Below are 26,371 nucleotides of genomic sequence, written 5' to 3'. Positions count from 1 at the left end.
AATTCCATGTGACCTTAGGTCAATCCAACTAAAAATTGTGCTTCAGCGCACGGATTGGGCGTAGATTCAACTTGTGTTTTTAATTGGCAGGTCCTAGATAACCGGCCTGTTCCCATGACCTACGGAGACCACCATGGCCCGCGTGACGGTTGAAGACTGTGTTGACAAAGTTCAGAACCGCTTCGAGCTTGTGATGCTTGCGTCGCATCGTGCGCGGGAGATCTCTGAAGGTGCGCCGCTGACAGTTGAGCGTGACAATGACAAGAATCCTGTCGTGAGCCTGCGCGAAATTGCCGACGAAGCGCAAAGCGCCGATGAACTGCGCGAGCGTATGATCGAGTCACATCAGACTCAGATTGAAGTCGACGAACCCGAAGAAGACGCGATGGCGCTGCTTATGGGTGCAGAATCCGACAAACCTGTCGAAGACGACATGAGCGAAGAAAAACTTCTGCGCGCCCTGATGGAAGCCCAGCGGCAGCCGTAACGACCCAGGCGCGGTCCGGGGGTGGGCCGAATGATAGATGCCGACGACCTGATCGCGCTGGTCCAGAACTATAATCCAAAAGCAAATGCTGATCTGATTACGCGTGCCTATGACTATGGCAACGTAATGCATGAAGGCCAGCTGAGGCATTCCGGCGAACCATACTTTTCCCACCCGGTCGCCGTTGCCGCAATCCTCACTGAACAGCAGCTGGATGACGCAACAATCATCACTGCTCTGTTGCATGACACAATCGAAGATACGCGCTCGACTTATTCCGAGATTGATACCCAATTTGGACGTGAGATCGCCGAACTAGTTGATGGCGTAACCAAATTGACCAATCTGCAGCTTAGTTCCACCGAAACCAAACAGGCAGAGAACTTCCGCAAATTGTTCATGGCCATGTCCAAGGACCTGCGCGTCATTCTCGTCAAATTATCAGACCGACTGCACAACATGCGCACGATTCGGTCCATGCGTGTCGACAAGCAAGGACAAAAAGCGCGCGAGACAATGGATATTTTTGCGCCCCTTGCGGGCCGTATGGGCATGCAGTGGATGCGCGAAGAATTGGAAGATCTTGCGTTCCGTGTTTTGAATCCAGAAGCGCGAAACTCAATCATTCGCCGTTTTATTACGTTGCAGCGTGAAACCGGTGATGTGATTCAAAAGATTACTGCCGACATAGAGTTGGAACTTGAAAAAGAGGGAATATCCGCCGAAGTACTTGGTCGCGCTAAGAAACCTTATTCAATCTGGCGCAAGATGCAGGAAAAAGAAATCGGGTTTTCCCGACTATCCGACATCTATGGATTCCGAATAATAGTTGGGAACGAAGCTGACTGTTACTCCGCTCTGGGCGCTGTCCATCAGCGCTGGCGAGCGGTGCCGGGTCGGTTCAAGGATTATATTTCGCAACCAAAATCTAACGGCTATCGCTCGATTCATACGACGGTATCGGGTCGCGACGGAAAGCGAGTTGAGGTGCAAATCCGTACCCGAGAAATGCACGAAGTTGCAGAGGCCGGTGTGGCGGCCCACTGGGCATACCGCGACGGGGTGCGGGCCGAAAACCGCTTCGCCGTCGATCCAGCCAAGTGGATATCGTCTCTGACAGAGCGATTTGACGAAGAAGATCACGACGAGTTCCTCGAACACGTCAAACTCGAAATGTACGCCGACCAGGTCTTTTGCTTCACGCCCAAAGGAGATGTCGTGAAGCTGCCGCGCGGCGCAACGCCGCTGGACTTTGCCTATGCTATCCATACCAGGATTGGCGACAGCTGTGTCGGCGCCAAGGTCGACGCAATTCGCGTTCCCCTTTGGACTCGACTGAAGAACGGGCAATCAGTTGAGATCATGACGGCCGAGGGTCAGCGCCCGCAAACCACTTGGATCGACATCGTCGCTACGGGGCGTGCCAAAGCTGCCATTCGGCGCAGTTTGCGTGAAGAGGATCGCGAACGTTTCATTAAACTTGGCCGCGAACTCGCTCGGGTGGCTTTTGAGCAGATCGGCAAGCGCGCAACAGAAAAAGCCCTGACAACTGCAGCACGCCAACTGCGCCTGGATGACAGTAGTACGCTGTTGGCACGTATCGGCTCTGCTGAGGTTACAGCCCGACAAGTCATAGAAACTCTTTACCCTGACCTGGCCCAGAAATCAGGTGATGAGATTGATGCGGCACGTGCTGTTGTTGGTTTGAAGCCCAGCCAAACGTTTCGGCGGGCTCTTTGTTGTCAGCCTGTTCCCGGAGAGCGTATTGTGGGAATCAGCTATCGTGGCAAAGGGGTCATGATCCACGCAATAGATTGTCAGGCTCTCGCGGAATTCGAAGACGAATCAGATCGTTGGGGCGACTTACATTGGCAAGAGGGGCGTCATCCCGCGGCGCATTCAGTTAGCTTGGAACTAACAATTACGAATGACAGTGGCGTGTTGGGGCGAATCTGCACCTTGATTGGCGAGCAGAAGGCAAATATCTCGGATTTGGTGTTCATTGACCGAAAACCGGACTTTTATCGCCTCATTGTCGACGTTGAGTTACGCGATATTGAACACTTACATGCTGTAATGTTGGCCTTGGAAGCAGACAGCGATGTCGCAGCACTGGGTCGGCATCGCGATTTGGGGCGCAAGCCCTAGGAACGAAACCAAAACTGGAACCGGACACGCCAAGTGGTCTTTAAACGCAGAACACCACGAACTTATCTCCGGGCCGTGATCGAAGCTGTCTACCCCAAAGGCGGCTGGCGTCGGGCCATGCAGTATGTTGTGCACCGTGTTCGCCGCCTTCCAGATCCCGCGAATAAGATTAGTCGTGGGATCGCCGCCGGTGTTTTCACTTGTTTCACACCGTTTTTTGGCCTGCATTTTGTATTCGCTGCGCTTTTTGCTTGGGCAATACGCGGAAACATCATGGCAGCGGTCCTGGCGACATTTTTTGGAAATCCATTCACTTTCCCAATCATTGCCGCTGTTTGCATGGAGCTCGGCGCGATTTTGCTCGGCCGTCCACCACTGCCGCTTCCAGAGGTGGCGACAGCATTTTCCGACGCGGCGCTTGAACTTTGGCGAAACATGATCGCTGTATTTTCCGCCGCACCAACGGCTTGGGGCAGCCTGTCGGGCTTTTTCGACCGCTTCTTTCTTCCCTATCTAATTGGCGGTTTTTTTCCGGGCCTTGCTACGGCGATCGCATTTTATTTTCTAACCAATCCCGTTTTGAACGCCTATCAGAAGGCGCGCTTGTCACGCATGAAAAGACGTTTTGCCAAAAAGCGTGAAAAGATCGAGGCGATGCGCGCAGAAGGTGAAACGAACAACAGCGGAAGAACCCGCAGCAGACCCGCTGCTGAATAGCTTCAAATACTTGCCTAAACCTCGCCCTCGTGCGACTTGAAGTTCATGGTCAAGAAAACCACGAGCAGAAAAAACCTGCCAAGAAGGCGGTGAAGAAAACACAGCGCCGTATTCAACCATTCCGTTGGTCGATGCGCGCCGGATTAGCTTTTTTCGGCGCAATAGTCCTGACCGTCGCGGCCTTTGCCGTGCTGCCGCCTCCAACAACACCCTATGTTCTCAGCGAGGGTATGCGTCTTGGGGGCATACAGAGAAGCTGGGTTCCAATCGAGCGCGTCGCGCCTGTTGTTGTCCGTTCAGTGGTCGCTGCCGAGGATGCGGATTTCTGCCTTCACTGGGGTTTCGACATGACCCAATTGCGCGCCGCAATCGCAGAAGGTTCAAATCGTGGCGCCTCGACACTAACCCAGCAGACCGTAAAAAACGTATGGCTTTGGCAGGGGCGCAGCTGGCCACGCAAAGCATTGGAAGCACTGATCACACCAATCGTCGAGGCGATTTGGACAAAACGTCGGATCGTCGAAGTATATTTGAATGTCGCTGAGTTCGACGGCGGTGTTTTTGGCATCGAGGCGGCGGCTCAACACCATTTCGGCGTCTCAGCGGCCAAACTTTCGGCGCGGCAGGCATCGCTTTTGGCTGCGGTCCTGGCAAATCCTAAAGAGCGGCAAGCCCTAAATCCTTCGTCGTTTGTGGATCGCCGGGCTCGTGCAATTGCTGACGGGGCGGCGACGATCCGCGCCGATGGCCGCTCTAAGTGTTTCGAGGATTGATCAACCCATGTGTTTCAGGGCATTCAGACGGAAATCAGGGGCCAATACATGATCCGTCTCTACCACGTTCCGCTATCGCCTTTTTGCCGAAAGGTCCGCCTAAGTCTTGCTGAAAAGCGGCTGGAAGTTGAACTTGTTGAAGAACGCTATTGGGAGCGGGACCCTGATTTCATTGGCAGAAACCCGGCGGGCAAAGTGCCGATACTAAAAATGGACGGGCTAACCCTGTCTGAAAGCGCAGCGATCTGTGAATACATTGAAGAAAGACATCCTGATCCTTCACTCTTGCCCAAAGATCCTGTCGCACGTCACGAAGTGCGTCGGTTGGTTGGATGGTTTGACGACAAATTTCATTCTGAGGTGACTTCGAAACTCTTGTACGAGCGCGTGAACAAGAAGATCACCCAAGAGGGCTACCCAGACAGCAAGAACGTGAAAGCCGGCGCACGTGCGATCAAAATGCACCTTGAATACATGTGCTGGCTTCTGGACCAGAGGCGCTGGCTGGCCGGTAATGAACTGTCACTGGCTGATTTCGCAGCGGCAGGTCACTTATCGGCGCTTGATTATATTTCGGATGTGGATTGGAATTCCTACGCAGCTGTGCGTGATTGGTACGCCTGGATAAAGTCGCGCCCTGCTTTTCGCAGCCTTCTTGCCGATGCCGTGCCCGGATTTCCTCCACCTGCACATTATGCTGATCTTGATTTCTAATTGGGGGCTCTACTTCCGTCGCGATTTTTGCGACTCCCCCGGAATACTTCGGACCAAAAGAAGTGTCTAAAACGCTGAAATCACGTTTAATCGAGGTCGCCCAAAGCGAAGGATTTTCACTAGCACGTGTTTGTCGACCGGACGCTGTCCCGGGAGTTGCAGCGAAGTTAACAGAGTTTCTGGACGCCGGGTATCATGGGCAGATGACCTGGATGGCCGAGCGCGCGCATTGGCGCGGCAACCCGGGCGCGCTTTGGCCAGACGCAAAGTCCATCCTAATGCTGGCCGAATCCTACACGCCAGATCATGATCCGATTGAAGACCTCTCTCACAGAGATCGCGGCATGATTTCAGTCTATGCCCGTAACAAAGACTACCACGACATTTTGAAAAAGCGATTGAAGCGAGTGGCCCGATGGTTGGTGTCCGAAGCTGCCTGTGAAGTAAAAGTTTTTGTGGATACCGCGCCGGTGCCCGAAAAGCCATTGGGGCAGGCCGCCGGGTTGGGATGGCAGGGAAAGCATACTAATCTCGTCAGCCGAGATCTCGGCAATTGGTTCTTTCTTGGGGCCATCTTTATGACCGAGGAGTTGGACCCTGATCACGCGGAAGTAGATCATTGCGGTTCTTGTCGGCGATGCTTGGATATTTGCCCAACAGACGCATTCCCGGCACCATACAAATTGGATGCTAGAAGGTGCATTTCCTACCTTACTATTGAGCACAAAGGCCCAGTGGCTCGCGAGTTGCGGCCCGCATTGGGTAACAGAATTTACGGTTGTGATGACTGTCTTGCAGTTTGTCCATGGAACAAATTCGCCAGCACTGCCAACGAGATACGTTATGCTGGCCGCCCGGATCTGACTCTTCCTCTACTTGCCGAGTTGGTCCGGCTGTCTGATACAGAATTTCGTGCCAAATTTTCCGGGTCACCTATAAAACGCATCGGACGCGACCGATTTGTTCGCAATGTTCTTTATGCCATCGGTAATTCCGGCGATTTGAGCTTGGTGACTGAAGCGCATGTCCTTTTGGATGACCCTGATCCGGCTGTTTCAGATGCCGCCAAGTGGGCCATTGAAACGCTGACAGCCTAAGTTCCAGGCTCTTCTCTACTGGCCTGTGTGAGACACCCTTGATAGGGAACACGCATGAGTATTGCCCCTGAAAATCCTTATCATGCCATTACCCTAAAACTCGCGGCTGTTTTCCTGTTCGTCGTAATGGCGACGCTCATCAAATATGCCTCAGCAGAAGTTCCGCCCGGTCAGGCCGTTTTCTTCCGCTCGTTCTTTGCTCTGCCTGTAATCGTCCTTTGGCTGATGCTGCAAGGCAACGTTGTGACTGGTCTTAAAACCACGAACCCATTGGGCCATCTTTGGCGTGGGTTGCTTGGAAGCACCGCCATGGGCTTGAGCTTTGCAGGACTCGCGATCCTTCCGCTCTCTGAAGTTAAGGCCATTCAATATGCGGTTCCGCTATTTGTGGTAATTTTGGCGGCAATCTTCTTGGGCGAAAAAATCCGAAAGGTCCGATCGACGGCGGTGGGTCTGGGCATGGTGGGCGTACTGATCATTCTTTGGCCGCGACTTACGGCATTCACTGATGGTTCCGCAGACTCCAGATTGGCGACCGGTGCTTTGATTGTGCTGACTGGTTCATTGTGCGCGGCCATGGCGCAGGTCTTTGTTCGTCGGCTGGTCGAAAAAGAAACAACTTCGTCAATCGTTTTCTGGTTCTCGGTTACCGCCAGTTTGCTTGCGCTTGGGACAGCGCCCTTCGGGTGGCAGACGCCCAGTGTAGCTGTTGTTATCGCTTTGATCTCGGCAGGTATTATCGGCGGAATCGGTCAGATCTTTCTGACCAGCGCCTATCGGTACGCAGACGCGTCAATCGTGGCACCTTTCGATTACGCCTCCATTCTGTTTGCCATCGCAATTGGATATTTCACATTTGGCGAGGTCCCGACGCTAACAATGCTAGGTGGCGCAGCTTTGGTCATTAGCGCCGGTGTTCTGATCATCCTGCGCGAACGCCAGCTGAAAATTCAGCGCGGGAAAGGCCGAAAGCACGTGACAAAATTCGGATAAAGTCGCTTGGCATAATCCCGCCGGTTTCATCAAACATTTAGAAAACAAAGTGTTTCCGGCCCTATTTGAGGGGTGATTTTTTACGTCCCAACATCTAGATTGAGTGCGGGGGCGTCGATGGATTTAACATGTCAGCGCTTGACCTGACTTTCGCAGCTCTTTGGTATATCGCCGCAATTAATGCGGTGACGTTGGTGTTGTCCTTTTGGGACAAGCTGGCAGCGATGAATTTTTGGCGTCGTGTGCCCGAGCAACTGCTTCTTATTCTGTCAATTCTCGGCGGGGTGTTGGGCACCAAGCTCGCGCAGATTGCTTCCGGGCACAAAGGGCTCCGTCAGGACTATACGTTGAACCTCAATCTCATTGCTGTCTTCCATCTGACACTTGGAGTTGCCGTTTGGTCAGCGAATGCAACGTTCATCGAACACTTGGACCTGAGCGCGGTCGAAGACACTGCTGTGTCTGAGCCGGCTCCCAAGCCGAAACCAATCAAGCCAAGGCGATTTGGTCCTGGCACCTGACGTGTAGACTGAAAAAGTGGGATTGGGCACTGTATGCCCGTTGGGAAAAATCAGATTCAGAGTTAGCGATGGGATACGACGTTCATATTACGCGAAAATCCGATTGGGCGGATGAAGATGGTGCGATAATCGCGCGCAGTGAATGGATGGACTATGTAACCGGCGACAAATCTATGCGGCTTGATCAAGAGGCCGTTGTCGAAAATAACATTGGCGAACAATTCAGTATACGAGATGAAACACTTGCTGTTTGGACAGAGTGGGGCGAACGCTCCGAGAGTCGAAATGAAGCCTGGATGTGGCACTCTGCCGGGAATGTTGTGGCAAAAAATCCCGACAAGGCCATCCTGAGAAAGATGTTTTTGATTGCCGACGCATTGGGGGCAAAACTTCAGGGGGACAAAGGCGAAGTTTATAACTCAACCGGTGATCTGGAGAGTTATAGTCGCGCGGCGGCGCTTTGGTGGAAGTTTTGGTAGACGCGTCGGCCCTCGCGTTTTCCAAATTGCAGGACACCATTCAACCCGGACACGGATGTCCGGGTCTGTGGGCATCCATAAGTCTTAGCTTCGAACCAGTTTTTCGTAGCCTTCCGACATGTCACGCGCCAATGCGCCGACTTCGAAATTATAATCACCGATCTTGCCAACGGGAGTAACTTCCGCGGCTGTTCCGGTTAGCCAGCATTGTTCGAACCCTTCCAACTCGCCGGGCTCGATGTGGCGTTCATGCACTTTGATCTGGCGCTGTTTGAGCATTCCCACCACGGTCTGCCGGGTAATGCCATTCAGAAAGCAATCCGGCTTGGGCGTATGAACTTCGCCATCTTTTACGAAGAATATATTGGCCCCGGTCGCTTCCGCTACATACCCGCGATAATCAAACATCATGGCATCTGAACACCCTTTGGCTTCGGCTGCATGCTTGGAGAGCGTGCAGATCATATAAAGACCAGCGGCTTTTGCGTGACTTGGAATGGTTTCTGGCGACGGGCGTTTCCACTTCGCAATGTCCAGTTTGGCACCCTTCATTTTGGCGTCGCCGTAGTATGCGCCCCATTTCCATGCTGCAATTGCCAGGCGAACCGGGTTGCGTGCCGAAGCAACTCCCATGTCTTCGCCGACGCCACGCCATGCAATGGCGCGGACATAAGCATCAGTATGCCCGTTTGCTGTCAGCACTTCTTGCTTGGCCGCTTCCATTTCATCGACTGTCCAGGGAATCTGGAAATCCAATTCGCCAGCCGAGTAATGCAGGCGTTCCGAGTGTTTGCGGCTTTCAAAAATGTTCCCGTTGTAGGCACGCTCACCTTCGAACACGGCTGAGGCATAGTGCATTGCATGAGTCAGAATATGCACGTTGGCATCACGCCACGGTTGCATTTTACCATCCATCCAGATCAGTCCGTCCCGATCATCATATGCGCCAGCCATGGGATCATCCTTTCCAAATATTGCGCAAGTAGGTCCGCATCGGTCACAAAGTTGCGGAAAATTCGAGAATCGCTACCAGTGGAGGCTTGGAATGTCAACAAGACTGACATAAACTTGGCTGAAAGCGAATGAGGGCATCATGGCAGAAGGTGGTGGACACCCGGGCGGCGAAAGCTTGCTCTTTCTAACTGACGAGCAGCTGCGCAAAGGCATCGAAGCCATGTTTTTTGCGTATCGCGGCTTTACCGCTGATCCTGACCGCATCTTAGCTGAGAAAGGATATGGCCGTGCACATCACCGTGCTGTTCATTTCATCAACCGTTCGCCCGGAACGACAGTAAACAACCTTCTCTCAATATTGGGCGTGACCAAACAATCTCTAAATCGTGTATTGCGGACGCTTATCGAAGACGGTCTGGTTGAAAGTCGAATTGGTGCGCGTGACAAACGCGAGCGTCACCTCTTTCTGACCGAAACGGGGATGGCATTGGAAAGCGAACTGTCTACCGCACAACGAGATAGGATGCGGCATGCGTTTCGGCACGCTGGCCCGGATGCCGTCACAGGGTTTCGAACGGTACTCGAGGCAATGATGGACGGCGACATGCGACGTCACTACAAACGGCTCAAGGAGAATGGGTCATGAGTCAGTCAGACGCACATCTGTTGATCGTCGATGATGACGAGCGCATACGCAGCCTGCTGCAAAAATTTCTGATCCGTCATGGGTTTCTTGTGTCTGCTGCTCGCGACGCTGCGCATGCTGACCGCATTCTAAGCGGCCTGGATTTCGATATGCTGGTTCTGGATGTCATGATGCCAGGCGAAGACGGTGTGAGCTTTTGTCGGCGACTTCGCGAAACCCGGGATATGCCGGTTTTGCTGCTGACGGCGAAGGCAGAAACCGATGACCGTATTGCTGGACTGGAAGCCGGGGCGGACGATTATTTGGCCAAGCCGTTTGAGCCAAAGGAACTTCTGCTGCGCATTAATTCCATCCTGCGCCGCGCACCGCCAAGCGAACCTGTAAACGTCGCTCCAAAAGTCCTTGGGTTGGGCACGTTTAGGTATGACGTGGAAAAAGGTGCGATGTGGAACGGCGAGACACCTGTGCGACTAACTGCGACAGAAAGCCAGTTGATGCGGATATTCGCCACCAGCCCCGGAGAGGCCGTTAGCCGTGCTCACCTGGTGGAAGAATTGGGTCGCAGCAGCGGTCAAGCGCAAGAGCGCGCTGTTGATGTGCAGATCACACGCTTGCGCCGAAAGATCGAGGCCGATCCGAAACAACCGCGCTACATTCAGACAGTTCGCGGAGCCGGATATATGCTGGCACCAGATTAACTTTGTAAAAGGCGCTGAAGAAACATTCTTGATCCAGCGCGATGGCACTGGCCTTCCGCAAGGGTATTTGGAACCATAAGAAGACCATGACGACAGCACTTTATTGGCATGACGCCGCTCTAGGACATGTGACGCCTGATGGGCACCCTGAACGGGTAGCACGGGTCGAGGCTGTACAAGAAAGATTGGGTGCGCCGGAATTTGATGAACTGGAAAGACGCGTTGCGCAAATCGCTGACAGAGGCGAAGTGTTGCGGTGCCATCCCGAGGATTATCTAGCACGTATAGAGGCCGCAATTCCCCAAAGCGGATGGGTTTCGCTGGATGCTGACACCCATCTTTCGCCGGATTCACTGGAAGCAGCGCTACGCGGACTAGGCGCTTGTTGTTCGGCCGTTGATGCAGTGCTGGCAGGCGAGGTGTCCAACGCTTTTGTCGCCATGCGCCCACCCGGACACCATGCCGAGACAGCGACATCCATGGGATTTTGCCTATTTGGGAATGCGGCAATCGCCGCCAAGCGGGCATTGGATCACCACGGCTTGTCTCGCGTGGCCGTTCTTGACTTCGATGTACATCATGGAAACGGCACACAAGACCTTTTGTGGGAAGAGACGCGCACTTTGTTCGCCTCCAGCCACCAGATGCCACTGTATCCTGGAACAGGCGCTGCGCATGAAACCGGAGCCGATAACAATGTTATCAATGTGCCCATACCCCCAATGTCTGGTGGAAAGGAAATGCGGCGCGCTTGGGGAGACCTGATCTTGCCCGCCGTCACCGATTTTGCACCTGAACTTATCGTTGTTTCTGCCGGGTTCGACGCTCACCAAAACGATCCATTGGCAAATCTGAACTGGTCGACTGACGATTTTGCATGGGTAACATCGGCTATCTGTGACGTCGCCGAAGAAGTCTGCGAGGGCCGCGTGGTCTCGACACTGGAAGGCGGGTATGATCTGACGGCGTTGGCCGCAAGCGTCGCGGCACATGTGAGCATTTTGATGGAGCGGGGCGCATGACTGAACAACCAATCACCGAAATGACATTCGAAGATGCTATGCGCGCACTGGAAGATGTGGTGAACCGCCTTGAAGCTGGTGATGTGCCACTTGAAGATTCCATCAAGCTTTATGAGCGGGGCGCTGAACTAAAGGCGCATTGCCAGACGAAACTGGCGGAAGCGGAAGAAAAAGTCGCTTCAATCACCCTTGACGGAGACGGTAAGCCAGTTGGGACGACGCCGGTCGATCCCGCGTGAACATTGAATATCGGCTAAAGGCCGTCGCGGCAGAAATTGATGCGACGCTAGAATCCCATTTTTGGAACCAACCAAACATCGTTGAACAGGCGATGCGTTATGCCGTACTCGGCGGCAAAAAAATGCGAGGATACCTTGTCATCGAGACCTGCGCTTTGCACGACGTTCCCTATGAGCAGGCTCTGAAAGTCGCGGCTGCGATTGAATGTATCCATGCGTATTCCCTGGTGCATGACGACTTACCTTGCATGGATGACGACGATCTTCGTCGCGGAAAGCCAACAGTCCACAAAGCATGGGATGAAGCAACCGCAGTTCTGGCAGGGGATGCGCTTCAAACACTTGCTTTTGAGATACTGGCCTGTTTGGAACTGCCGTCGGATCGGAAAATCGACCTGATCACACGACTTGCGACATCATCTGGCAAAGACGGAATGGTTTTGGGTCAGGCGTTAGACATTGCGGCAGAATCCGCGACTTCGCCGTTGGATGTTGAAGCGATAATCGGACTTCAAGCGCACAAGACTGGCGAGCTGATCCGCTGGTCGGCGACGGCGGGTCCCGTTTTGGCGGACCAAGACGAAACGAAACTTGCTGCCTATGCAAATGCTCTGGGGCTCGCGTTTCAAATCGCTGATGACATCCTGGATGAAACCGGGGACGAGTCCAAAACCGGCAAACGCCTTCAAAAAGACGCGGTTGCTGGCAAAGCAACATTTGTTTCACTTCTGGGCCTTAAAGAAGCCCAAGCGATGGCGCGCGGCTTGGTCGCACAGGCAATTGACGCACTTTGCACATATGATGCACGTGCAGATGGTTTGCGTGCAGCTGCGCATTTCGCTATCTCGCGCGAGCACTGACTGCGCCGGAGGATTGATGTCAGAAAAGCCTCATACACCCGTCTTGGACACGGTGAACGCACCTGCGGATCTTAAACGCCTAAGCGACGAAGAACTTCGTCAGCTTGCGGATGAGTTGCGGGCCGACACAATCCACGCCGTCAGCCAGACCGGTGGGCACCTGGGTGCGGGGCTTGGTGTTGTTGAGCTGACCGTTGCGTTGCATGCGGTATTCGACACGCCCAAAGACAAATTGATCTGGGATGTCAGCCATCAATGCTATCCGCACAAGATCCTGACCGGTCGCCGGGACAGAATGACAACCCTTCGTCAGCAGGACGGGCTGAGCGGATTTACCAAGCGCAGCGAAAGCCCCTACGATCCATTTGGCGCGGCACATAGTTCGACGTCTATTTCTGCGGCGCTTGGATTTGCCGTTGCCCGCGATTTGGGCGGGACAACGCCCGAAGGCTTGGGCGACGCAATCGCGGTCATTGGTGATGGCGCCATTAGCGCCGGAATGGCCTATGAAGCGATGAACAACGCCGGGCACTTGGGCCGCAGATTAATAGTCATTCTGAACGACAATGAAATGTCGATTGCGCCGCCAGTTGGCGCGATGTCCTCGTATCTGTCACGCCTTTATGCTGGTGATCCGTTTCAGGAACTCAAAAGTGCGGCCAAAGGGGCTGTAAGCCTTTTGCCGGAGCCATTCCGCGAAGGGGCCAAACGTGCCAAGGATATTTTAAAGCATAGTGTTGTTGGCGGAACGCTGTTCGAAGAGCTGGGGTTCAGCTACCTCGGCCCGATCGATGGCCACGATCTTGACCAGCTTCTTCCAGTTTTGCGAACCGTTAAAGATCGCGCAACTGGCCCCATACTGATCCATGCTATCACTAAGAAGGGCAAGGGCTACGGTCCCGCAGAGATTGCGCGCGACAAGGGCCATGGTGTTTCGAAATTCGATGTCATCACTGGTGAGCAAAAAAAGACACCCGGCAATGCCCCATCTTACACCAAGGTATTTGCCAATGCTTTGATGCAAGAGGCCGCTCAGGACGACAAAGTCGTCGCCGTGACTGCCGCAATGCCAGATGGCACAGGGCTGAACCTCTTTGCAGAGCGTTACCCCAGTCGCTGTTTTGACGTTGGCATCGCCGAACAACACGGGGTGACGTTTTCCGCCGGTCTTGCAGCCGGTGGAATGAAACCTTTTTTCACGATCTATTCGACGTTCTTGCAACGCGGATATGACCAGGTTGTTCATGACGTAGCGCTTCAGCGTCTGCCAGTTCGCTTCGCCATTGATCGTGCAGGTCTGGTGGGGGCCGACGGAGCAACACACGCGGGTGCCTACGATATTGCATTTTTGGCAAATTTGCCCGGCATGATTGTGATGGCAGCGGCAGACGAAGCTGAGCTTGTGCATATGGTCGCGACGGCTGTGAACTACGACGACGGACCCATTGCATTTCGCTACCCACGTGGCGAAGGCGTTGGTGTCGATTTGCCAGAGAAAGGCATTCCCGTAGAGATCGGTAAAGGACGTATCGTTCGAGAGGGCGCGCAGGTCGCACTACTGTCGTTCGGCACCCGGCTTGGTGAGGTCGAGAAAGCCGCGGAGGCGTTGGCAGCGCGAGGTATCTCGCCAACAATTGCAGATGCACGCTTTGCCAAGCCCCTGGACCGCGATTTGATATTGAAGCTGGCGAACAGCCATGAGGCGCTCATCACTATCGAGGAGGGTGCGATCGGCGGGTTTGGAAGTCATGTTGCTGAACTGCTTGCCAACGCCGCGGTGTTTGACACTGGTTTGAAGTTCCGCTCGATGACATTGCCGGACATCTTTATAGATCAGGCCAGCCCGAAAGCGATGTACGACGTCGCTGCGATGAACGCCGAGCATATTGAGACCAAAGTTCTTGAAACTCTCAGTGTCATCGACATTTCCAAGCGCGCTTAAGATCCCTTCAGTCAATGCAGTATTTTATTTGCGCCGCGCGTCGCGGTGCCTCCGGCGGGAGTATTTTGACCAAAAAGAAGACGTTGATGCCTTAATATCTGGACAATTTTCTCGGGGGCCTAGGACATAGCCTTGGGGTCTTCAAGCTAGAGTCAAAGTTGAACTACGGATCTTGCTCGACTTCGGATTGCAACATTTGAGTCAAAGTGGACTTGTAGTCCGGATATTGCAGCGTGACCCCAAGTTCAACTTTGATACGTGTGTTCCGCACCCTTTTGGAATCCGCGTAAAAACTGCGCGCCATTGGACTGAGGTTGGCGGTTTCAAATGGTACGGCCTCCGGGATTTCGGCACCCAGAAGTTTAGCCGCATAGGCAATAACGTCCTGCGGTGGAGCCGGATCATCGTCACAAACATTATAAACCGCTCCGGGATTCGGTCGGGCAATGGAGGCGGCCAGTACGGCGCCGATGTCATCAACATGGATGCGGCTAAAGACCTGATTTTCCTTGATGATACGCCGCGCGGCACCGGATCTGATTTTGGCAAATGGGCCACGCCCAGGCCCGTATATTCCAGCAAGCCGAAAAATATGTACTGGCAGGCCAAGGTCTTGCCAGGCCGCCTCCGCTGCCACTCTGGCCTTTCCGCGCTTGGTATTGGGGAAAAGCGGCGTGTCCTCGTCCACCCAATCTCCGCCGTGATCGCCATAGACACCCGTAGTTGACAGATATCCCACCCATTCAAGATGTTTGGCCCGAGCTAGTGCCTTTCCTTCCGAGTTTAGAAACGGATCACCACCATCGCCCGGAGCAACAGAACTCAAAACATGGCTTGCGTCGCGAAATGGCAAATCTTGTCCCGGCCAAATTATCGCTTCTATGCCTTCTTTTTGTAGCTGCGCCGCCTTTTCCTCTGAACGTGTCGTCCCGATTACGCGCCATCCATCGGCGAGCAATCGATGGCCCAGCGCGCGCGCCGAAAATCCGTGACCGATTGAAAGCAGTGTTTTATTCATTGTTCCAAGCAAACCGATTGAAGTGCGCCCTGCAAGTGCATCCTTCCAGACTGTCAGGGCTTGCAGAAATGATCATTTCAGTGTCATTTCCCCCCGATGGAAAAAGAATTCAATAATATAAACCATCATCCAGGCGAAAGGATCGCAATATGAGCAGTCTGAAGAGCCTTCCCGTCAGCACGCCAGAGCTTACCGAACACCAAGTTTTCAGGGATCCCGACGCAGCAGTTGCGCGTCTGATCGAGCTTTACGACGGCGCTACAAAATTTCTGTGTAAACACTTTGCCGATATGATCGGCAAAGGTCAGCCAGCCGTCCGGTATCGCGCTTTTTATCCCGAAATTCGCCTGACTACGACAAGTTTTGCACCAATTGACAATCGTCTGAGCTTTGGACACGTCTCCGAACCTGGTCGCTATTCCACGACAGTCACGCGACCCGATCTTTTTGCGCATTATCTGCGCCAGCAAATTGCGCTGTTGATAGAGAACCACGGCGTCGCTGTCGAAGTTGGCGTATCAATGACTCCCATGCCGGTGCATTTTGCGGTCGCCAACGACGCAACGATCTCGGTCCCGCAAGAAGGCGCGATGGAATTCACTCTGCGCGACGCTTTTGACGTTCCGGACCTTTCCACAACCCACGACGACATCGTCAATGGTTATGAATTCACGCATCCAGATGGCTCTAGCCCACTGGCACCATTTACGGCACAGCGTATTGATTATTCGTTGGCCCGATTGTCGCATTACACGGCGACGACGCCGGATCATTTCCAGAACCACGTCTTGTTCACCAACTATCAGTTCTACGTTGACGAATTCGAAGATATGGCGCGTACCGCCATCGCAGTTCCCAACAGCCCCTACACATCATTTGTGGGACCGGGGAATATCGAAATCACCGATGCCCAGTCGAAAATGCCGAAGCCGGAAAAACTGCCGCAGATGCCAACCTATCATCTGAAGCGGCCAGGTGGGGCTGGCATCACTCTGGTCAATATCGGTGTTGGACCGTCCAACGCCAAAACTGCAACGGACCATATCGCGGTTCTCAGGCCCCACGCCTGGTTAATGCTTGGCCATTGCGCCGGACTTAGAAACAGCCAGCGTTTGGGCGATTTCGTCTTAGCCCATGCCTATTTGCGTGAAGATCACGTTTTGGATGATGACTTGCCGGTCTGGGTTCCGATCCCGGCCCTGGCCGAAATCCAGATCGCTTTGGAAACCGCTGTGGCAGACGTCACTGAATTGGAGGGTTACGAGCTAAAACGCATCATGCGCACTGGAACCGTTGCAACTATCGACAACCGTAACTGGGAGCTTCGTGACCAGTCCGGCCCGGTTCAGCGCCTCAGTCAAAGTCGCGCGGTTGCCTTGGATATGGAAAGTGCAACAATCGCGGCCAACGGCTTTCGTTTTCGGGTGCCTTACGGGACACTTTTGTGCGTCTCCGATAAACCGCTCCACGGCGAGCTTAAATTGCCCGGTATGGCCAGCGAGTTTTATAGAACACAGGTGTCTCGTCATTTGAAGATCGGTATCCGATCTCTTGAAATGCTCAGCGAAATGCCATTGGAACGCATCCATTCCCGGAAACTTCGCAGCTTCGAAGAGACCGCATTCCTCTAAATCGGCTGAAAACCGCGTTTTTCTTCCACAAAATGCGCGATATCGCTTGTGCTGCCTCCACAATTCATTGTGTTATACCGCCATATCCAGTTAAATAAGGGGAATGAGCCCCTAGAACGGGCCAGATCGAGGAGATTCAACATGGCAAAACCAATGACAAAGACCCAACTTGTTGCGGCGCTCGCCGACAAAATGGGAACCGATAAGAAATCTGCTGCAAGTGCGCTTGATGCTGTTACTGGCATCATTACTGATGAAGTGTCCGCAGGTGGCGCTGTAACGCTTCCGGGCGTTGGCAAAATTTATTGCCGCGAGCGTCCCGAGCGCATGGTTCGCAACCCAGCCACTGGTGAGCAAATTCACAAAGATGCTGACAAAGTGGTCAAGATGACCATCGCAAAGGCGCTTAAAGACAGCGTAAACGGCTGAATATAGTTACATACTTTTGATCTGGGCCGCCATTATGGCGGCCTTTTTCTTTCGAGGAAGCCGAAAAGAAATGGAGCAGGTTTGCGTAAAGACAATGCGCCGAATGTAAAAAGATTGTTTCCAAATAAAGTTCAATCTAATTTGCGATCCTAACCGAACAAACAGCATCGAAACGATAATCCAATCGGAGGCTGTTATGCTCAAAATCACATCTATCGCCATCATCGGTGCGCTCGCATTCGCACCAGCCGCATTCGCCGGGGCACATACGTCAAAAGACCGGGCCCAATCTATGGCTGGCGCGTTAAAAGCAAACAAAGGGTTTGCAAGCGTTGCTAGCACGCTGGGAAAATCTGGAACCTATAAAGATCTTCCAAAAGGCGGATGGGGCAATATTGGCAGTATCTTAACGACAGCCAATGGCGCGCCTGTTGCCAAGCCGGATCCAAAAGGTGTCGGACCAGCCGAGTAATCACAGTATCGGTTCGGCACTCCGAAATCGGGTGCCGGACTCGCCAATAATTCACACCTATGGAACAAATCATAAAGACCTGTTACGCGCCAACTAACCAATACAAACTGGCCAATTTCATGGACTTCCGCGCCATCATAGCAGGTCTTGCGTTCGCATTGATGTGGTCATCGGCATTCACGTCGGCCCGGATAATAGTGACCAATGCACCTCCATTGATGGTGTCGTCAGTCCGGTTCTTGATTGCAGGATTGGTCACGCTCGCCATTGCCAGGGCCCTGGGTCAAAGTTTTCGCCTAACACCGCAGCAATGGCGCTTAACAATCGTTTTCGGGGTCTGTCAGAATGCTCTCTACCTCGGACTAAATTTTGTAGCGATGCAAACCGTTGAAGCTTCGGTTGCCGTCATCATTGCATCGTCTCTTCCACTTTGGGTTGCTCTGGCGGGCTGGGTGATTTGGCGAGAGACTATGCGACCACTTGCCATCATTGGTCTGATTGGCGGATTCGTCGGCATGGGCGTGATCATGGGGACACGCCTCGGCGCTGGTCTCGATCCATTTGGCGTTTTCCTTTGTGTTCTTGGAGTGTTGGCGCTGACTTTCGCAACCTTATCAGTCCGCGGCGCATCGGCTGGCGGCAACGTGTTGACGGTCGTCGGGTTTCAAATGTTAGTCGGTGCAATTGCGCTGGCCTTGCCCGCCAGCTTTGAAACCTGGACCGTAAACTGGTCGCCAACTCTTGTCATAGCCATACTCTACACCATCTTCGTGCCAGGTGTGATCGCCACCATCACCTGGTTCTGGCTGGTCAATCGCATTGGTACCGTGCGTGCCGCGACATTTCATTTCCTCAATCCATTTCTCGGCGTAGCCGTCGCCGCAGCCCTTCTGGGCGAGGCGTTGGCACCGCTCGACATTGCGGGTGTTGTCATTATCGCACTGTCAATTCTTGCGGTTCAGGTGTCCAGGACCCGCAGCACCTGACGCGGAATTGATCTGTTGTCACAGAGTTTTGGATGACTTTTGAGGGTTTTCAGCCCAATTAATGGCCAAATGGAACTGATCCTTGCATATGCGGCTGGCCTTCTGACGCTGATAAACCCCTGCGTGTTGCCGGTACTGCCAATTGTATTGGCGACCGCGCTTCAAGCAGGTAGGGCAGGGCCCGCAGTCCTCGCTTTGGGCATGAGTCTGTCATTTGTTTCGCTTGGCATGCTGGTTGCAGTTGCAGGTCGCAATCTTGGCATAACCGAAGAAACCATATCCAACGCGGGTGCGGTGCTGATGATCGGGTTCGGATCGGTGTTACTGGTGCCGCGCTTTTCAGAAAGTTTCGCGACTGCAACCGCTGGCGTATCAGCTCGCGCCGATAGCGGTATTGAGCAGGTCAGTAATGACAAACTTACTGGTCAGTTTGTCGGGGGCGTGCTCCTTGGAGCGGTTTGGAGCCCTTGCATCGGCCCAACCCTCGGCGGCGCGATCTCTTTGGCCAGCCAGGGCGAAAGCCTGCTTCGCGCGACCACTATCATGGCTTCCTTCGCCTTGGGCGTTTCAACAATCATCATCGTACTTGCTTACGGCGCACAGTCAGTCATCCGCAAACGCCAGGACATGATGCGTCGCGTCGCTATCGCTTCCCGACCCCTAATGGGCGCGATCTTCATCGCAGTCGGCGTTGGCATTCTTTTCAAGGTCCATCACATGCTGGATTTCTGGGCGCTGGAATACCTGCCCACCTGGTTCACCGAACTATCTGTATCGATTTGACGAATAGGAGTCATACAATGCACCGTAGAACTTTCCTTGCCAGCGCCGCTGCGCTTGCTGCCGCTGGTCCTGCCCTTGCCGGGGCAGGGGCAGGGGCCGAATACACACCCGGTCTGGTCGAAAAAGAGCTGGCCGCAGGAAAAACTGTCTTCATCGATTTCTATACTGGTTGGTGTTCGACTTGCCGCTCGCAAGAACGCACAATTACTTCATTTTTGTCTAAAAACCCCGCCTACGAGCAAAATATCAGTTTCATTGCTGTGGATTGGGATGTGCATTCAAAGTCCAAACTGGCCCGCAAACACAATATCCCGCGCCGATCGACATTGCTGGCCCTGAAAGGTGATCAAGAAATAGGCCGTATCGTCGCCAGTACACGTAAGAACGATATCAAAGCGCTGATGGACAAAGCCCTGGGTGTTGCCACCGCCTAATCAGGCTTTGCGGTCACCATTTTGACCAAGACCAGAGTGATCAGGAACGGAGGGATGCTCAGCGCAAATGCCAGACGCATTCCTTCCGTTTCAGCGACCCAACCCATCAGGGCAGGGGCGACCATCATCACCAGCGCAGTTGCAAATATTACCGCCGCCACACTTTCCGCTGCCTGGCGTGCAGATGATCTGGCTGCCGCCGTGATCATCAAAGGAAACTGAACAGCTGTCCCGATCCCGATAAATGCAAATCCGGCAAGAGCCACCCACAACGTTGGCGCGGCGACGACGGCCACCGATCCGGCAAGACCCAAAAATGTTAGCACAAAAGACACACGTGATGCTCCAAACCGCGTGATCCATCCATCCGCAAACATCCGACCAAGTGTCATCGCAATCAAAAATGCCGGCAACGTCAACGTGTCCACCCAGTCCGGCGCGCCAAACGAGTCTCGCATATAGATAACTGACCAGTTCTGTGTACTGCTCTGAGCAAAGCTGGCGGAAAGCCCGAATAGCATCAGCAACAGCGTCCGCCGCGATGGTAAAGCCACGCCTCGTGAATCGCTCTTGTCATCCGCAGCGCGCGGGGCCGCAACCATTGGCCAAAGCAGGATCAGAACGAGCACAGTGATCACCGGAAATACCAACCCCAGATGCAGACCCGGCGACACCGGTAGCGCCCGCGCTCCGACGCCAACAAGCGCTGCCAGCAACATGCCCGCGCTCCACATCCCATGGCAGCGATTCATGATCCGCTTGCCGTCCGTGGATTCCACCCGGTCCGCTTCCACATTCATGGCCACGTTCGTCACCGAAAAAGAGATCCCAGCCAGTAGCAACAGCGGAAACAACAAGAAAATACTCGTATTAAAGCCCAACGCAGCCTGCGTGGCGGCCAGAATGGGCACCCCAATCAGCAAAATTTGCCGTGTTCCCAAAGAAGCAACCAACCGTCCGGCGAAAACGATGCTGATCAAACCGCCCAAGGCACCAAAAGTCAGCGCAACGCCAAGCATGTATTCGCTCAAATTAAGTCGCAATTGAATGTCCGGTATGCGTGCAAAAACACCACCGCCTGCAAATGCCTGAAGGAAAAAGATGATCATGATGGCGCCGCCGCGTGTCATCTTGCTCAATACCGTTGTTCGATCAATTTCAACGCCAAGCCCGCCTCATTCTCCAGGGCCTGCAAGTCCTTCGATGTGAAGATGACACCCTCATCGACCCGCGCACTGACGAACCAATGTGCAAACCCTTGTGCGCCGCGATACTCAAGCTCGGTCAAACGATGCGACGCACCACAACAGGGCATTTCATGGCGATGCAGATGAAATCCGTGCTCTTCATCCCAATCCCCATCCATTCGCTGGCCCCACCATACTAAAGGCACCTCAGCCTCACAAGACGGACACAGCGTCCGCTCGTAATTCTCACCGCAATCGATGAATTGCAGACGCTCGCCAAAATCCTTCACCCGGCTTTCACTGCTTTCAAACCGTGCCGCCAAGGCAATACGCAGCGCCTCCATAGTATCGGATGCAGGCCGCGCCTTCGGATCAGACGGGATCAGAGCAATAAAGCGATCAGGCATTAAGCCGGGCCAATCGGCCCACGAACGCCCCCGGTCTGTGCGCGATCCAATAACAGATGATCCAGCACAACCGCCGCCGCCATCGCTTCGGCCACCGGCACCGCACGAATGCCGACGCAAGGATCATGCCGCCCCTTGGTGACAATTTCGGTTTCCTCACCGGCCTTGGTAATTGTCTTTCGTGGTGTCAAAATCGACGATGTTGGCTTCACCGCAAACCGCACAATAACATCCTGCCCGGTTGAGATGCCGCCCAAAATGCCGCCTGCATGGTTCGAGCTAAACTCTGGCCCATTCGGCCCCATCGAAATCTCATCGGCATTGGCCTCACCGCGCAATCGCGCCGCCCCCATGCCCTCACCAATCTCAACACCTTTAACGGCGTTGATGCTCATCATTGCCGCAGCCAAATCCGTGTCCAACTTGCCATAAACCGGCGCCCCCAACCCCGCTGGGCAGCCGCGCACGCAAACTTCGATCATCGCCCCAACCGAGGAACCATCCTTGCGCAGCCCATCCAGATACCCGGCCCATTCCTCAGCCGCATTAGCATCCGGCACCCAAAACGGATTGCGCGCAATCTCGTCCCAGTCAAACCGCGCCCGGTCGATATCCTTCTCGCCCATGCCAACCATATAACCGACGATCTGAACCTCAGGTGCCAGTTTGGCCAAAGCCGCCCGCGCAACGCCAGCCGCCGCAACACGAGAAGCCGTTTCGCGCGCCGAAGACCGCCCGCCGCCGCGATAGTCCCGGATCCCGTATTTCTGCCAATAGGTGATGTCCGCGTGACCGGGCCGGAATTTCTCAACGATATCGCCATAGTCCTTTGATCGCTGATCGGTATTGCGGATCATCAACTGGATTGGCGTGCCGGTGGTAACACCCTCAAACACCCCCGACAGGATCTCGACCTCATCGGCCTCGCGCCGCTGCGTCGTATACTTGTTCTGTCCGGGCTTGCGCTTATCTAGCCAAACCTGCAAATCCTCAGCACTCACAGGCACTCCCGGCGGACACCCGTCCACAGTCGCGCCCAGGGCAGGCCCGTGGCTTTCTCCCCAGGTCGTCACCCGAAAAACATGTCCGTAACTGTTCAGGCTCATTGGCGTATCTCCTTACCCAACCCTCTAATCCGATCTTGAACCGGATGGAAGAAGCCTCCGCACTCAAGATGGACGGACGACACGCATCTGCATCATCCATACAATTTGACTAAAATTGTCCTTCTTCTGATCAAAAATACTCCGGGGGGTGAGGGCCGTCTCGGAGTTCGTCCAATGGACGAACTCAGGCCCGAAAGGGGCAGAGCCCCTTTTAGCAAGAAATCGCGTCCCAGCCATCAAACCACAATCACCTTGCCACCAACTCCATCTCCCCCTATTCACATCCCCACCTCGGGGGGCCTTCCCAAAGGCTGAGATGCTGACATCAGCGGACCCGTAGAACCTGAACCGGTTAACACCGGCGGAGGGAAGGTAAGGTCATCCTCACCCGATCCTTCGTCCGGCCACAAAGGAGTGAGAGATGCGTTTTACAATCCTTGCGGCAGGGCTTTTGGCAGCATTTCCGGCGTTCGCGCAGGATAAGCCAGTTCTGACCGTCTATACCTACGACAGTTTTGTCGCTGACTGGGGCCCAGGCCCCGCAATCGAGACCGCTTTCGAAGAAACCTGTGCCTGCGACCTGCAATTCGTCGCCGCAGGTGACGGCGCAGCCCTTCTCGCCCGCGTCCGCCTGGAAGGCACACGCAGCGACGCCGATATCGTCCTAGGCCTCGACACAAACTTGACAGCAGCGGCCAGGAAAACCGGTCTCTTCAGCGCTCACAGCGTCGCAGAAACCAACCTGTCGCTCCCCATCACATGGGATGACGAAACGTTCCTCCCCTACGACTGGGGCTACTTCGCCTTCGTCCATAACGCCGACATGGGCAGTGTCCCAACCGACTTCCGCACCCTTTCAACCAGCGACAAATCCATCGTCATCCAGGACCCGCGTTCTTCGACCCCCGGCCTCGGCTTGATGATGTGGGTTAAAGCGGCTTACGGCAACGAAGCCCCCGCAATCTGGGAAGCCCTCGCCGATAACATCGTCACCGTCACCCCCGGTTGGTCCGAGGCTTACGGCCTGTTCCTCGAAGGCGAAGCCGACATGGTGCTCAGCTACACGACTTCCCCCGCATATCACTTAATCGCGGAAGAGGATGCCTCAAAAACTGCCGCCAGCTTCACCGAAGGCCACTACATGCAGATCGAAGTCGCCGGTAAACTCGCCGCCACAGATCAACCAGAACTGGCCGATGCCTTCCTCAGCTTTATGCTGACGGATGCCTTCCAGACTGTCATTCCGACCACCAACTGGATGTATCCCGCTGCCACACCGGCAGATGGCTTGCCAGATGGCTTTGAAACTCTGGTGCAACCCGCAAAGGCACTGATTTTCAGCGCCGAGGATGCCGCCGCAACTCGCGACGCGGCTTTGGACGAATGGCTGACCGCGCTCAGCAAATAACTTTTCGCCATTGGATCGGGATCGGTGCAGCCGCATCGATCCCGCTTCTGATCGGCGTCACGGCCCTTGCTGTTGTGATGTCTGCCGAAGGCGGTCGGGGCTTATCCCCCGCCGATTGGGCCGCCATCCGCTTCACACTCTGGCAAGCCGTCGCCTCCGCAGCCATCAGCGTTGTCCTCGCCATCCCCGTCGCCCGCGCCCTCGCACGCCGCCGCTTCCCCGGTCGCAATGCACTGATCACCCTCCTCGGAGCACCCTTCCTCCTGCCAGTCATCGTCGCCATCTTCGGGCTTCTCGCAATTTTCGGACGTGGTGGCCTTTTGAACGCGGCCCTAACCAGCTTCGGCGCCGATCCCATCAGCATCTACGGCTACCACGGCGTTATCCTCGCCCACGTCTTCTTCAACCTGCCACTGGCCACCCGCCTGATCCTGCAAGGCTGGCAACCCATCCCATCCGAGCGGTTCCGCCTCGCGTCCTCCCTCAACCTCACTCCCGCCGCCGTCACCCGCCATCTCGAACTACCAATGCTGGCCCGTGTCATTCCCGGCGCGGCCCTGATCATCTTCGTCATCTGCACCACAAGTTTCGCCGTGGCCCTGACCCTTGGCGGCGGCCCCCGCGCAACAACCGTCGAACTGGCGATTTATCAGGCGCTCCGATTTGAATTCGACCTCTCCCGCGCCGCGCTTTTGTCAGTTATTCAACTGGCGATAACCGGCACCGCTGCCTTTGTTGCTCTGAAATACGTCGGCAATCCCGGCTTTGGCGCTGGGCTGGACCGCGAAATGCCACGCCAGACCGCCCCTTCAACCCTACGCTTGCTGGCCGATGCCACAGCGATCACCCTTGCCACGCTTTTCCTGATCACCCCACTTGGCGCAGTGATCTTCAGCGGCCTGCCATTCGTCACCGACCTGCCAACACCAGTCTGGACATCAGCCCTCCACTCGCTAACCGTTGCCCTGATATCCACCGCCATCGTTATCGGCCTGTCACTTGCCATGGCCACAACTGCCACCCGTCTCGGCACCAAAGGCCGCTGGATCGAAGTCGCTGGCCTCACCGCAATCGCCGCCTCACCGCTGGTCCTCGGCACTGGCCTCTTTGTGCTGATCTTCCCCTTCGCCGACCCGTCAGTGATGGCCCTGCCGATCACAGCACTGGTCAATGCCATCGTCACGCTGCCGTTCGCCCTGCGCGTACTGATCCCCGCATTGCAAGCGATAGAAGACGACTTCGGTCGCCTCGCCGACAGCCTGCGCCTTACCGGATGGACCCGATTACGCTTGCTGATCTTGCCACGCCTTCGACGCCCTTTGGGCTTCGCCGCAGGCATCGCCGCCGCCCTTTCAATGGGAGACCTCGGTGTGATCGCCTTGTTCGCCGACCCGGAAACCGCAACTCTGCCATTGCAAATATTCCGCCTTATGGGGGCCTACCGTATGGACACCGCTGCCGGGGCGACCGTCTTGCTTCTCGTCCTCAGTTTCGGCCTGTTCTGGGCATTCGATGCAGGAGGGCGTGGCCGTGCTGATAGTTGAAAATCTGAATCTGACGCGGGAAGCCTTCGCTCTGACCGCCGCCTTCACGCTGCCCCAGGCCACCCGCGCCGCCATCATCGGACCCTCAGGCGGTGGAAAATCGACATTGCTCTCCCTGATCGCAGGCTTCGACACCCCCAACACTGGTCGCATCCTGTGGAACGACACCGACCTGACAACGCAAATTCCCGGCCAACGCCCCGTCGCGATGATTTTCCAGGACAATAACCTGTTCCCACATCTCGACCTCTTGACCAACGTCGCTCTAGGGGCCAGCCCCCAAGCCCGCCCCAGCGCCGAAGCCCGCGCCGCCGCCGCAACCGCGCTGTCCCGTGTTGGCCTCTCCGGCATGGAGACCCGAAAACCCAACGCACTCTCGGGCGGCCAACAAAGCCGCGCCGCACTGGCCCGCCTAATTCTAACCGCGCGACCCGTGGTTCTGATGGACGAACCGTTCTCCGCCCTTGGTCCCGCCATGCGCGCAGAAATGCTCGATCTGGTGGCTGAACTATTGCCCGAAGCAACGATCCTGATGGTCACCCACGATCCCGAAGACGCCCGCAGATTTGCCGACAAGACAATATTCGTAGACGCGGGAGTTGTCGCAGCGCCGCAAGACACAGACGTGCTCTTCGCCAGCCCCGGCACGGCGCTTGCCGCTTACCTCAGATAAGAA

At 54.9% G+C, this 26,371-nt stretch carries 29 protein-coding genes and 1 riboswitch; of the genes, 24 read left to right on the top strand and 5 right to left on the bottom strand.

The features are described from left to right. Window positions 1-133: 133 nt before the first annotated feature. The 9 genes from GKR98_11650 to GKR98_11610 all read left to right on the top strand — a co-directional run bounded on the left by GKR98_11650 (window position 134) and on the right by GKR98_11610 (window position 7,929). The gene (locus tag GKR98_11650; GenBank protein ID QMU58788.1) at window positions 134-487 is read left to right on the top strand and encodes a DNA-directed RNA polymerase subunit omega; all 354 of its coding nucleotides are present in this window, start codon (window positions 134-136) and stop codon (window positions 485-487) included. A 30-nt stretch (window positions 488-517) separates the two neighbouring features. Then, window positions 518-2,635, top strand: coding sequence for a RelA/SpoT family protein (locus GKR98_11645; GenBank protein ID QMU58787.1), 2,118 nt, complete (start codon window positions 518-520; stop codon window positions 2,633-2,635). 33 nt (window positions 2,636-2,668) lie between these two features. After that, window positions 2,669-3,352, top strand: coding sequence for a DUF2062 domain-containing protein (locus tag GKR98_11640; GenBank protein QMU58786.1), 684 nt, complete (start codon window positions 2,669-2,671; stop codon window positions 3,350-3,352). Window positions 3,353-3,483: 131 nt separating this feature from the next. Then, entirely contained in the window at window positions 3,484-4,125 is a 642-nt protein-coding gene (gene mtgA, locus GKR98_11635) for a monofunctional biosynthetic peptidoglycan transglycosylase (protein QMU60077.1), read from the top strand. A gap of 48 nt (window positions 4,126-4,173) precedes the next feature. Further along, window positions 4,174-4,839: a glutathione S-transferase family protein gene (locus tag GKR98_11630; protein QMU58785.1), complete on the top strand. Its 666-nt coding sequence runs from the start codon at window positions 4,174-4,176 to the stop codon at window positions 4,837-4,839. A gap of 62 nt (window positions 4,840-4,901) precedes the next feature. Next, window positions 4,902-5,936, top strand: a complete 1,035-nt coding sequence (gene queG / locus GKR98_11625; GenBank protein ID QMU58784.1) for a tRNA epoxyqueuosine(34) reductase QueG — start codon at window positions 4,902-4,904, stop codon at window positions 5,934-5,936. 54 nt (window positions 5,937-5,990) lie between these two features. After that, window positions 5,991-6,929 (top strand): EamA family transporter, encoded by a 939-nt coding sequence (locus GKR98_11620; protein ID QMU58783.1) that lies wholly within the window; start codon window positions 5,991-5,993, stop codon window positions 6,927-6,929. A gap of 128 nt (window positions 6,930-7,057) precedes the next feature. After that, on the top strand, window positions 7,058-7,450 hold the full coding sequence (locus GKR98_11615; GenBank protein QMU58782.1) for a DUF1294 domain-containing protein: 393 nt from the start codon (window positions 7,058-7,060) through the stop codon (window positions 7,448-7,450). A 68-nt stretch (window positions 7,451-7,518) separates the two neighbouring features. Next, the gene (locus GKR98_11610; protein QMU58781.1) at window positions 7,519-7,929 is read left to right on the top strand and encodes a hypothetical protein; all 411 of its coding nucleotides are present in this window, start codon (window positions 7,519-7,521) and stop codon (window positions 7,927-7,929) included. 84 nt (window positions 7,930-8,013) lie between these two features. Here GKR98_11610 and GKR98_11605 read toward each other — a convergent pair whose 3' ends face one another. After that, window positions 8,014-8,883 carry a branched-chain amino acid aminotransferase gene (locus tag GKR98_11605; protein QMU58780.1) on the bottom strand — a complete coding sequence of 290 codons (870 nt, stop codon included), beginning with the start codon at window positions 8,881-8,883 and terminating at the stop codon, window positions 8,014-8,016. Between the two features lie 139 nt (window positions 8,884-9,022). Here GKR98_11605 and GKR98_11600 point away from each other — a divergent pair, with 139 nt between their 5' ends. The 6 genes from GKR98_11600 to dxs all read left to right on the top strand — a co-directional run bounded on the left by GKR98_11600 (window position 9,023) and on the right by dxs (window position 14,290). Further along, complete coding sequence (locus GKR98_11600; protein QMU58779.1) at window positions 9,023-9,529, top strand: MarR family transcriptional regulator; 507 nt, start codon at window positions 9,023-9,025, stop codon at window positions 9,527-9,529. Beyond that, window positions 9,526-10,227: a response regulator gene (locus GKR98_11595; protein QMU58778.1), complete on the top strand. Its 702-nt coding sequence runs from the start codon at window positions 9,526-9,528 to the stop codon at window positions 10,225-10,227. Before GKR98_11600 ends, GKR98_11595 begins: the two co-directional genes overlap by 4 nt. 86 nt (window positions 10,228-10,313) lie before the next feature. Continuing rightward, on the top strand, window positions 10,314-11,249 hold the full coding sequence (locus GKR98_11590; GenBank protein QMU58777.1) for a histone deacetylase family protein: 936 nt from the start codon (window positions 10,314-10,316) through the stop codon (window positions 11,247-11,249). Continuing rightward, complete coding sequence (locus GKR98_11585) at window positions 11,246-11,488, top strand: exodeoxyribonuclease VII small subunit (GenBank protein QMU58776.1); 243 nt, start codon at window positions 11,246-11,248, stop codon at window positions 11,486-11,488. Before GKR98_11590 ends, GKR98_11585 begins: the two co-directional genes overlap by 4 nt. A gap of 92 nt (window positions 11,489-11,580) precedes the next feature. Continuing rightward, window positions 11,581-12,348 (top strand): polyprenyl synthetase family protein, encoded by a 768-nt coding sequence (locus tag GKR98_11580; GenBank protein QMU60076.1) that lies wholly within the window; start codon window positions 11,581-11,583, stop codon window positions 12,346-12,348. 16 nt (window positions 12,349-12,364) lie between these two features. Next, entirely contained in the window at window positions 12,365-14,290 is a 1,926-nt protein-coding gene (dxs, locus tag GKR98_11575) for a 1-deoxy-D-xylulose-5-phosphate synthase (GenBank protein ID QMU58775.1), read from the top strand. Between the two features lie 163 nt (window positions 14,291-14,453). Here the strand turns inward: dxs and GKR98_11570 are convergent, their stop codons facing one another. Beyond that, on the bottom strand, window positions 14,454-15,308 hold the full coding sequence (locus tag GKR98_11570; protein ID QMU58774.1) for an SDR family NAD(P)-dependent oxidoreductase: 855 nt from the start codon (window positions 15,306-15,308) through the stop codon (window positions 14,454-14,456). A gap of 149 nt (window positions 15,309-15,457) precedes the next feature. Between GKR98_11570 and GKR98_11565 the strand changes: the two genes are divergently transcribed. From GKR98_11565 to GKR98_11540, 6 genes are all read left to right on the top strand, one after another. Beyond that, window positions 15,458-16,939, top strand: coding sequence for an AMP nucleosidase (locus GKR98_11565; GenBank protein ID QMU58773.1), 1,482 nt, complete (start codon window positions 15,458-15,460; stop codon window positions 16,937-16,939). 141 nt (window positions 16,940-17,080) lie between these two features. Then, window positions 17,081-17,368 carry an HU family DNA-binding protein gene (locus GKR98_11560; protein QMU58772.1) on the top strand — a complete coding sequence of 96 codons (288 nt, stop codon included), beginning with the start codon at window positions 17,081-17,083 and terminating at the stop codon, window positions 17,366-17,368. 196 nt (window positions 17,369-17,564) lie between these two features. Next, window positions 17,565-17,840 carry a hypothetical protein gene (locus GKR98_11555; GenBank protein ID QMU58771.1) on the top strand — a complete coding sequence of 92 codons (276 nt, stop codon included), beginning with the start codon at window positions 17,565-17,567 and terminating at the stop codon, window positions 17,838-17,840. Between the two features lie 119 nt (window positions 17,841-17,959). After that, window positions 17,960-18,826 (top strand): EamA family transporter, encoded by an 867-nt coding sequence (locus tag GKR98_11550; protein QMU60075.1) that lies wholly within the window; start codon window positions 17,960-17,962, stop codon window positions 18,824-18,826. Between the two features lie 69 nt (window positions 18,827-18,895). Then, entirely contained in the window at window positions 18,896-19,609 is a 714-nt protein-coding gene (locus tag GKR98_11545) for a cytochrome c biogenesis protein CcdA (GenBank protein QMU58770.1), read from the top strand. A gap of 17 nt (window positions 19,610-19,626) precedes the next feature. After that, window positions 19,627-20,043, top strand: a complete 417-nt coding sequence (locus GKR98_11540; protein ID QMU58769.1) for a thioredoxin — start codon at window positions 19,627-19,629, stop codon at window positions 20,041-20,043. Here the strand turns inward: GKR98_11540 and GKR98_11535 are convergent. The 3 genes from GKR98_11535 to aroC are packed head-to-tail and all read right to left on the bottom strand — an operon-like array spanning window position 20,040 to window position 22,743. Next, on the bottom strand, window positions 20,040-21,173 hold the full coding sequence (locus tag GKR98_11535; protein ID QMU58768.1) for an MFS transporter: 1,134 nt from the start codon (window positions 21,171-21,173) through the stop codon (window positions 20,040-20,042). The two genes, GKR98_11540 and GKR98_11535, sit on opposite strands and share 4 nt — an antisense overlap. A gap of 5 nt (window positions 21,174-21,178) precedes the next feature. Beyond that, a complete protein-coding gene (locus GKR98_11530; protein QMU58767.1) occupies window positions 21,179-21,637 on the bottom strand; it encodes a hypothetical protein in 459 nt (152 codons plus the stop codon). Further along, window positions 21,637-22,743 carry a chorismate synthase gene (gene aroC, locus GKR98_11525; GenBank protein QMU58766.1) on the bottom strand — a complete coding sequence of 369 codons (1,107 nt, stop codon included), beginning with the start codon at window positions 22,741-22,743 and terminating at the stop codon, window positions 21,637-21,639. The genes GKR98_11530 and aroC overlap by 1 nt, the downstream gene beginning before the upstream one ends. A 282-nt stretch (window positions 22,744-23,025) precedes the next feature. Continuing rightward, a riboswitch (TPP riboswitch) is annotated at window positions 23,026-23,130 on the top strand. A 34-nt stretch (window positions 23,131-23,164) separates the two neighbouring features. On the opposite strand from aroC, the gene GKR98_11520 reads away from it, so the two are divergent. Genes GKR98_11520 through GKR98_11510 form a run of 3 tightly spaced genes read left to right on the top strand, consistent with a single transcriptional unit; the run spans window position 23,165 to window position 26,368 of the window. Further along, window positions 23,165-24,151, top strand: coding sequence for a thiamine ABC transporter substrate binding subunit (locus GKR98_11520; GenBank protein ID QMU58765.1), 987 nt, complete (start codon window positions 23,165-23,167; stop codon window positions 24,149-24,151). Beyond that, a complete protein-coding gene (locus GKR98_11515; protein ID QMU58764.1) occupies window positions 24,127-25,695 on the top strand; it encodes a thiamine/thiamine pyrophosphate ABC transporter permease ThiP in 1,569 nt (522 codons plus the stop codon). The genes GKR98_11520 and GKR98_11515 overlap by 25 nt, the downstream gene beginning before the upstream one ends. Next, complete coding sequence (locus GKR98_11510; GenBank protein QMU58763.1) at window positions 25,664-26,368, top strand: ATP-binding cassette domain-containing protein; 705 nt, start codon at window positions 25,664-25,666, stop codon at window positions 26,366-26,368. The genes GKR98_11515 and GKR98_11510 overlap by 32 nt, the downstream gene beginning before the upstream one ends. Window positions 26,369-26,371 lie beyond the last annotated feature (3 nt).

This window comes from Boseongicola sp., assembly GCA_014075275.1.
Classification (GTDB): Bacteria; Pseudomonadota; Alphaproteobacteria; order Rhodobacterales; family Rhodobacteraceae.
Note: the sequence above shows the minus strand (reverse complement) of the source record. Positions and strands in the feature narration are given on the sequence as shown.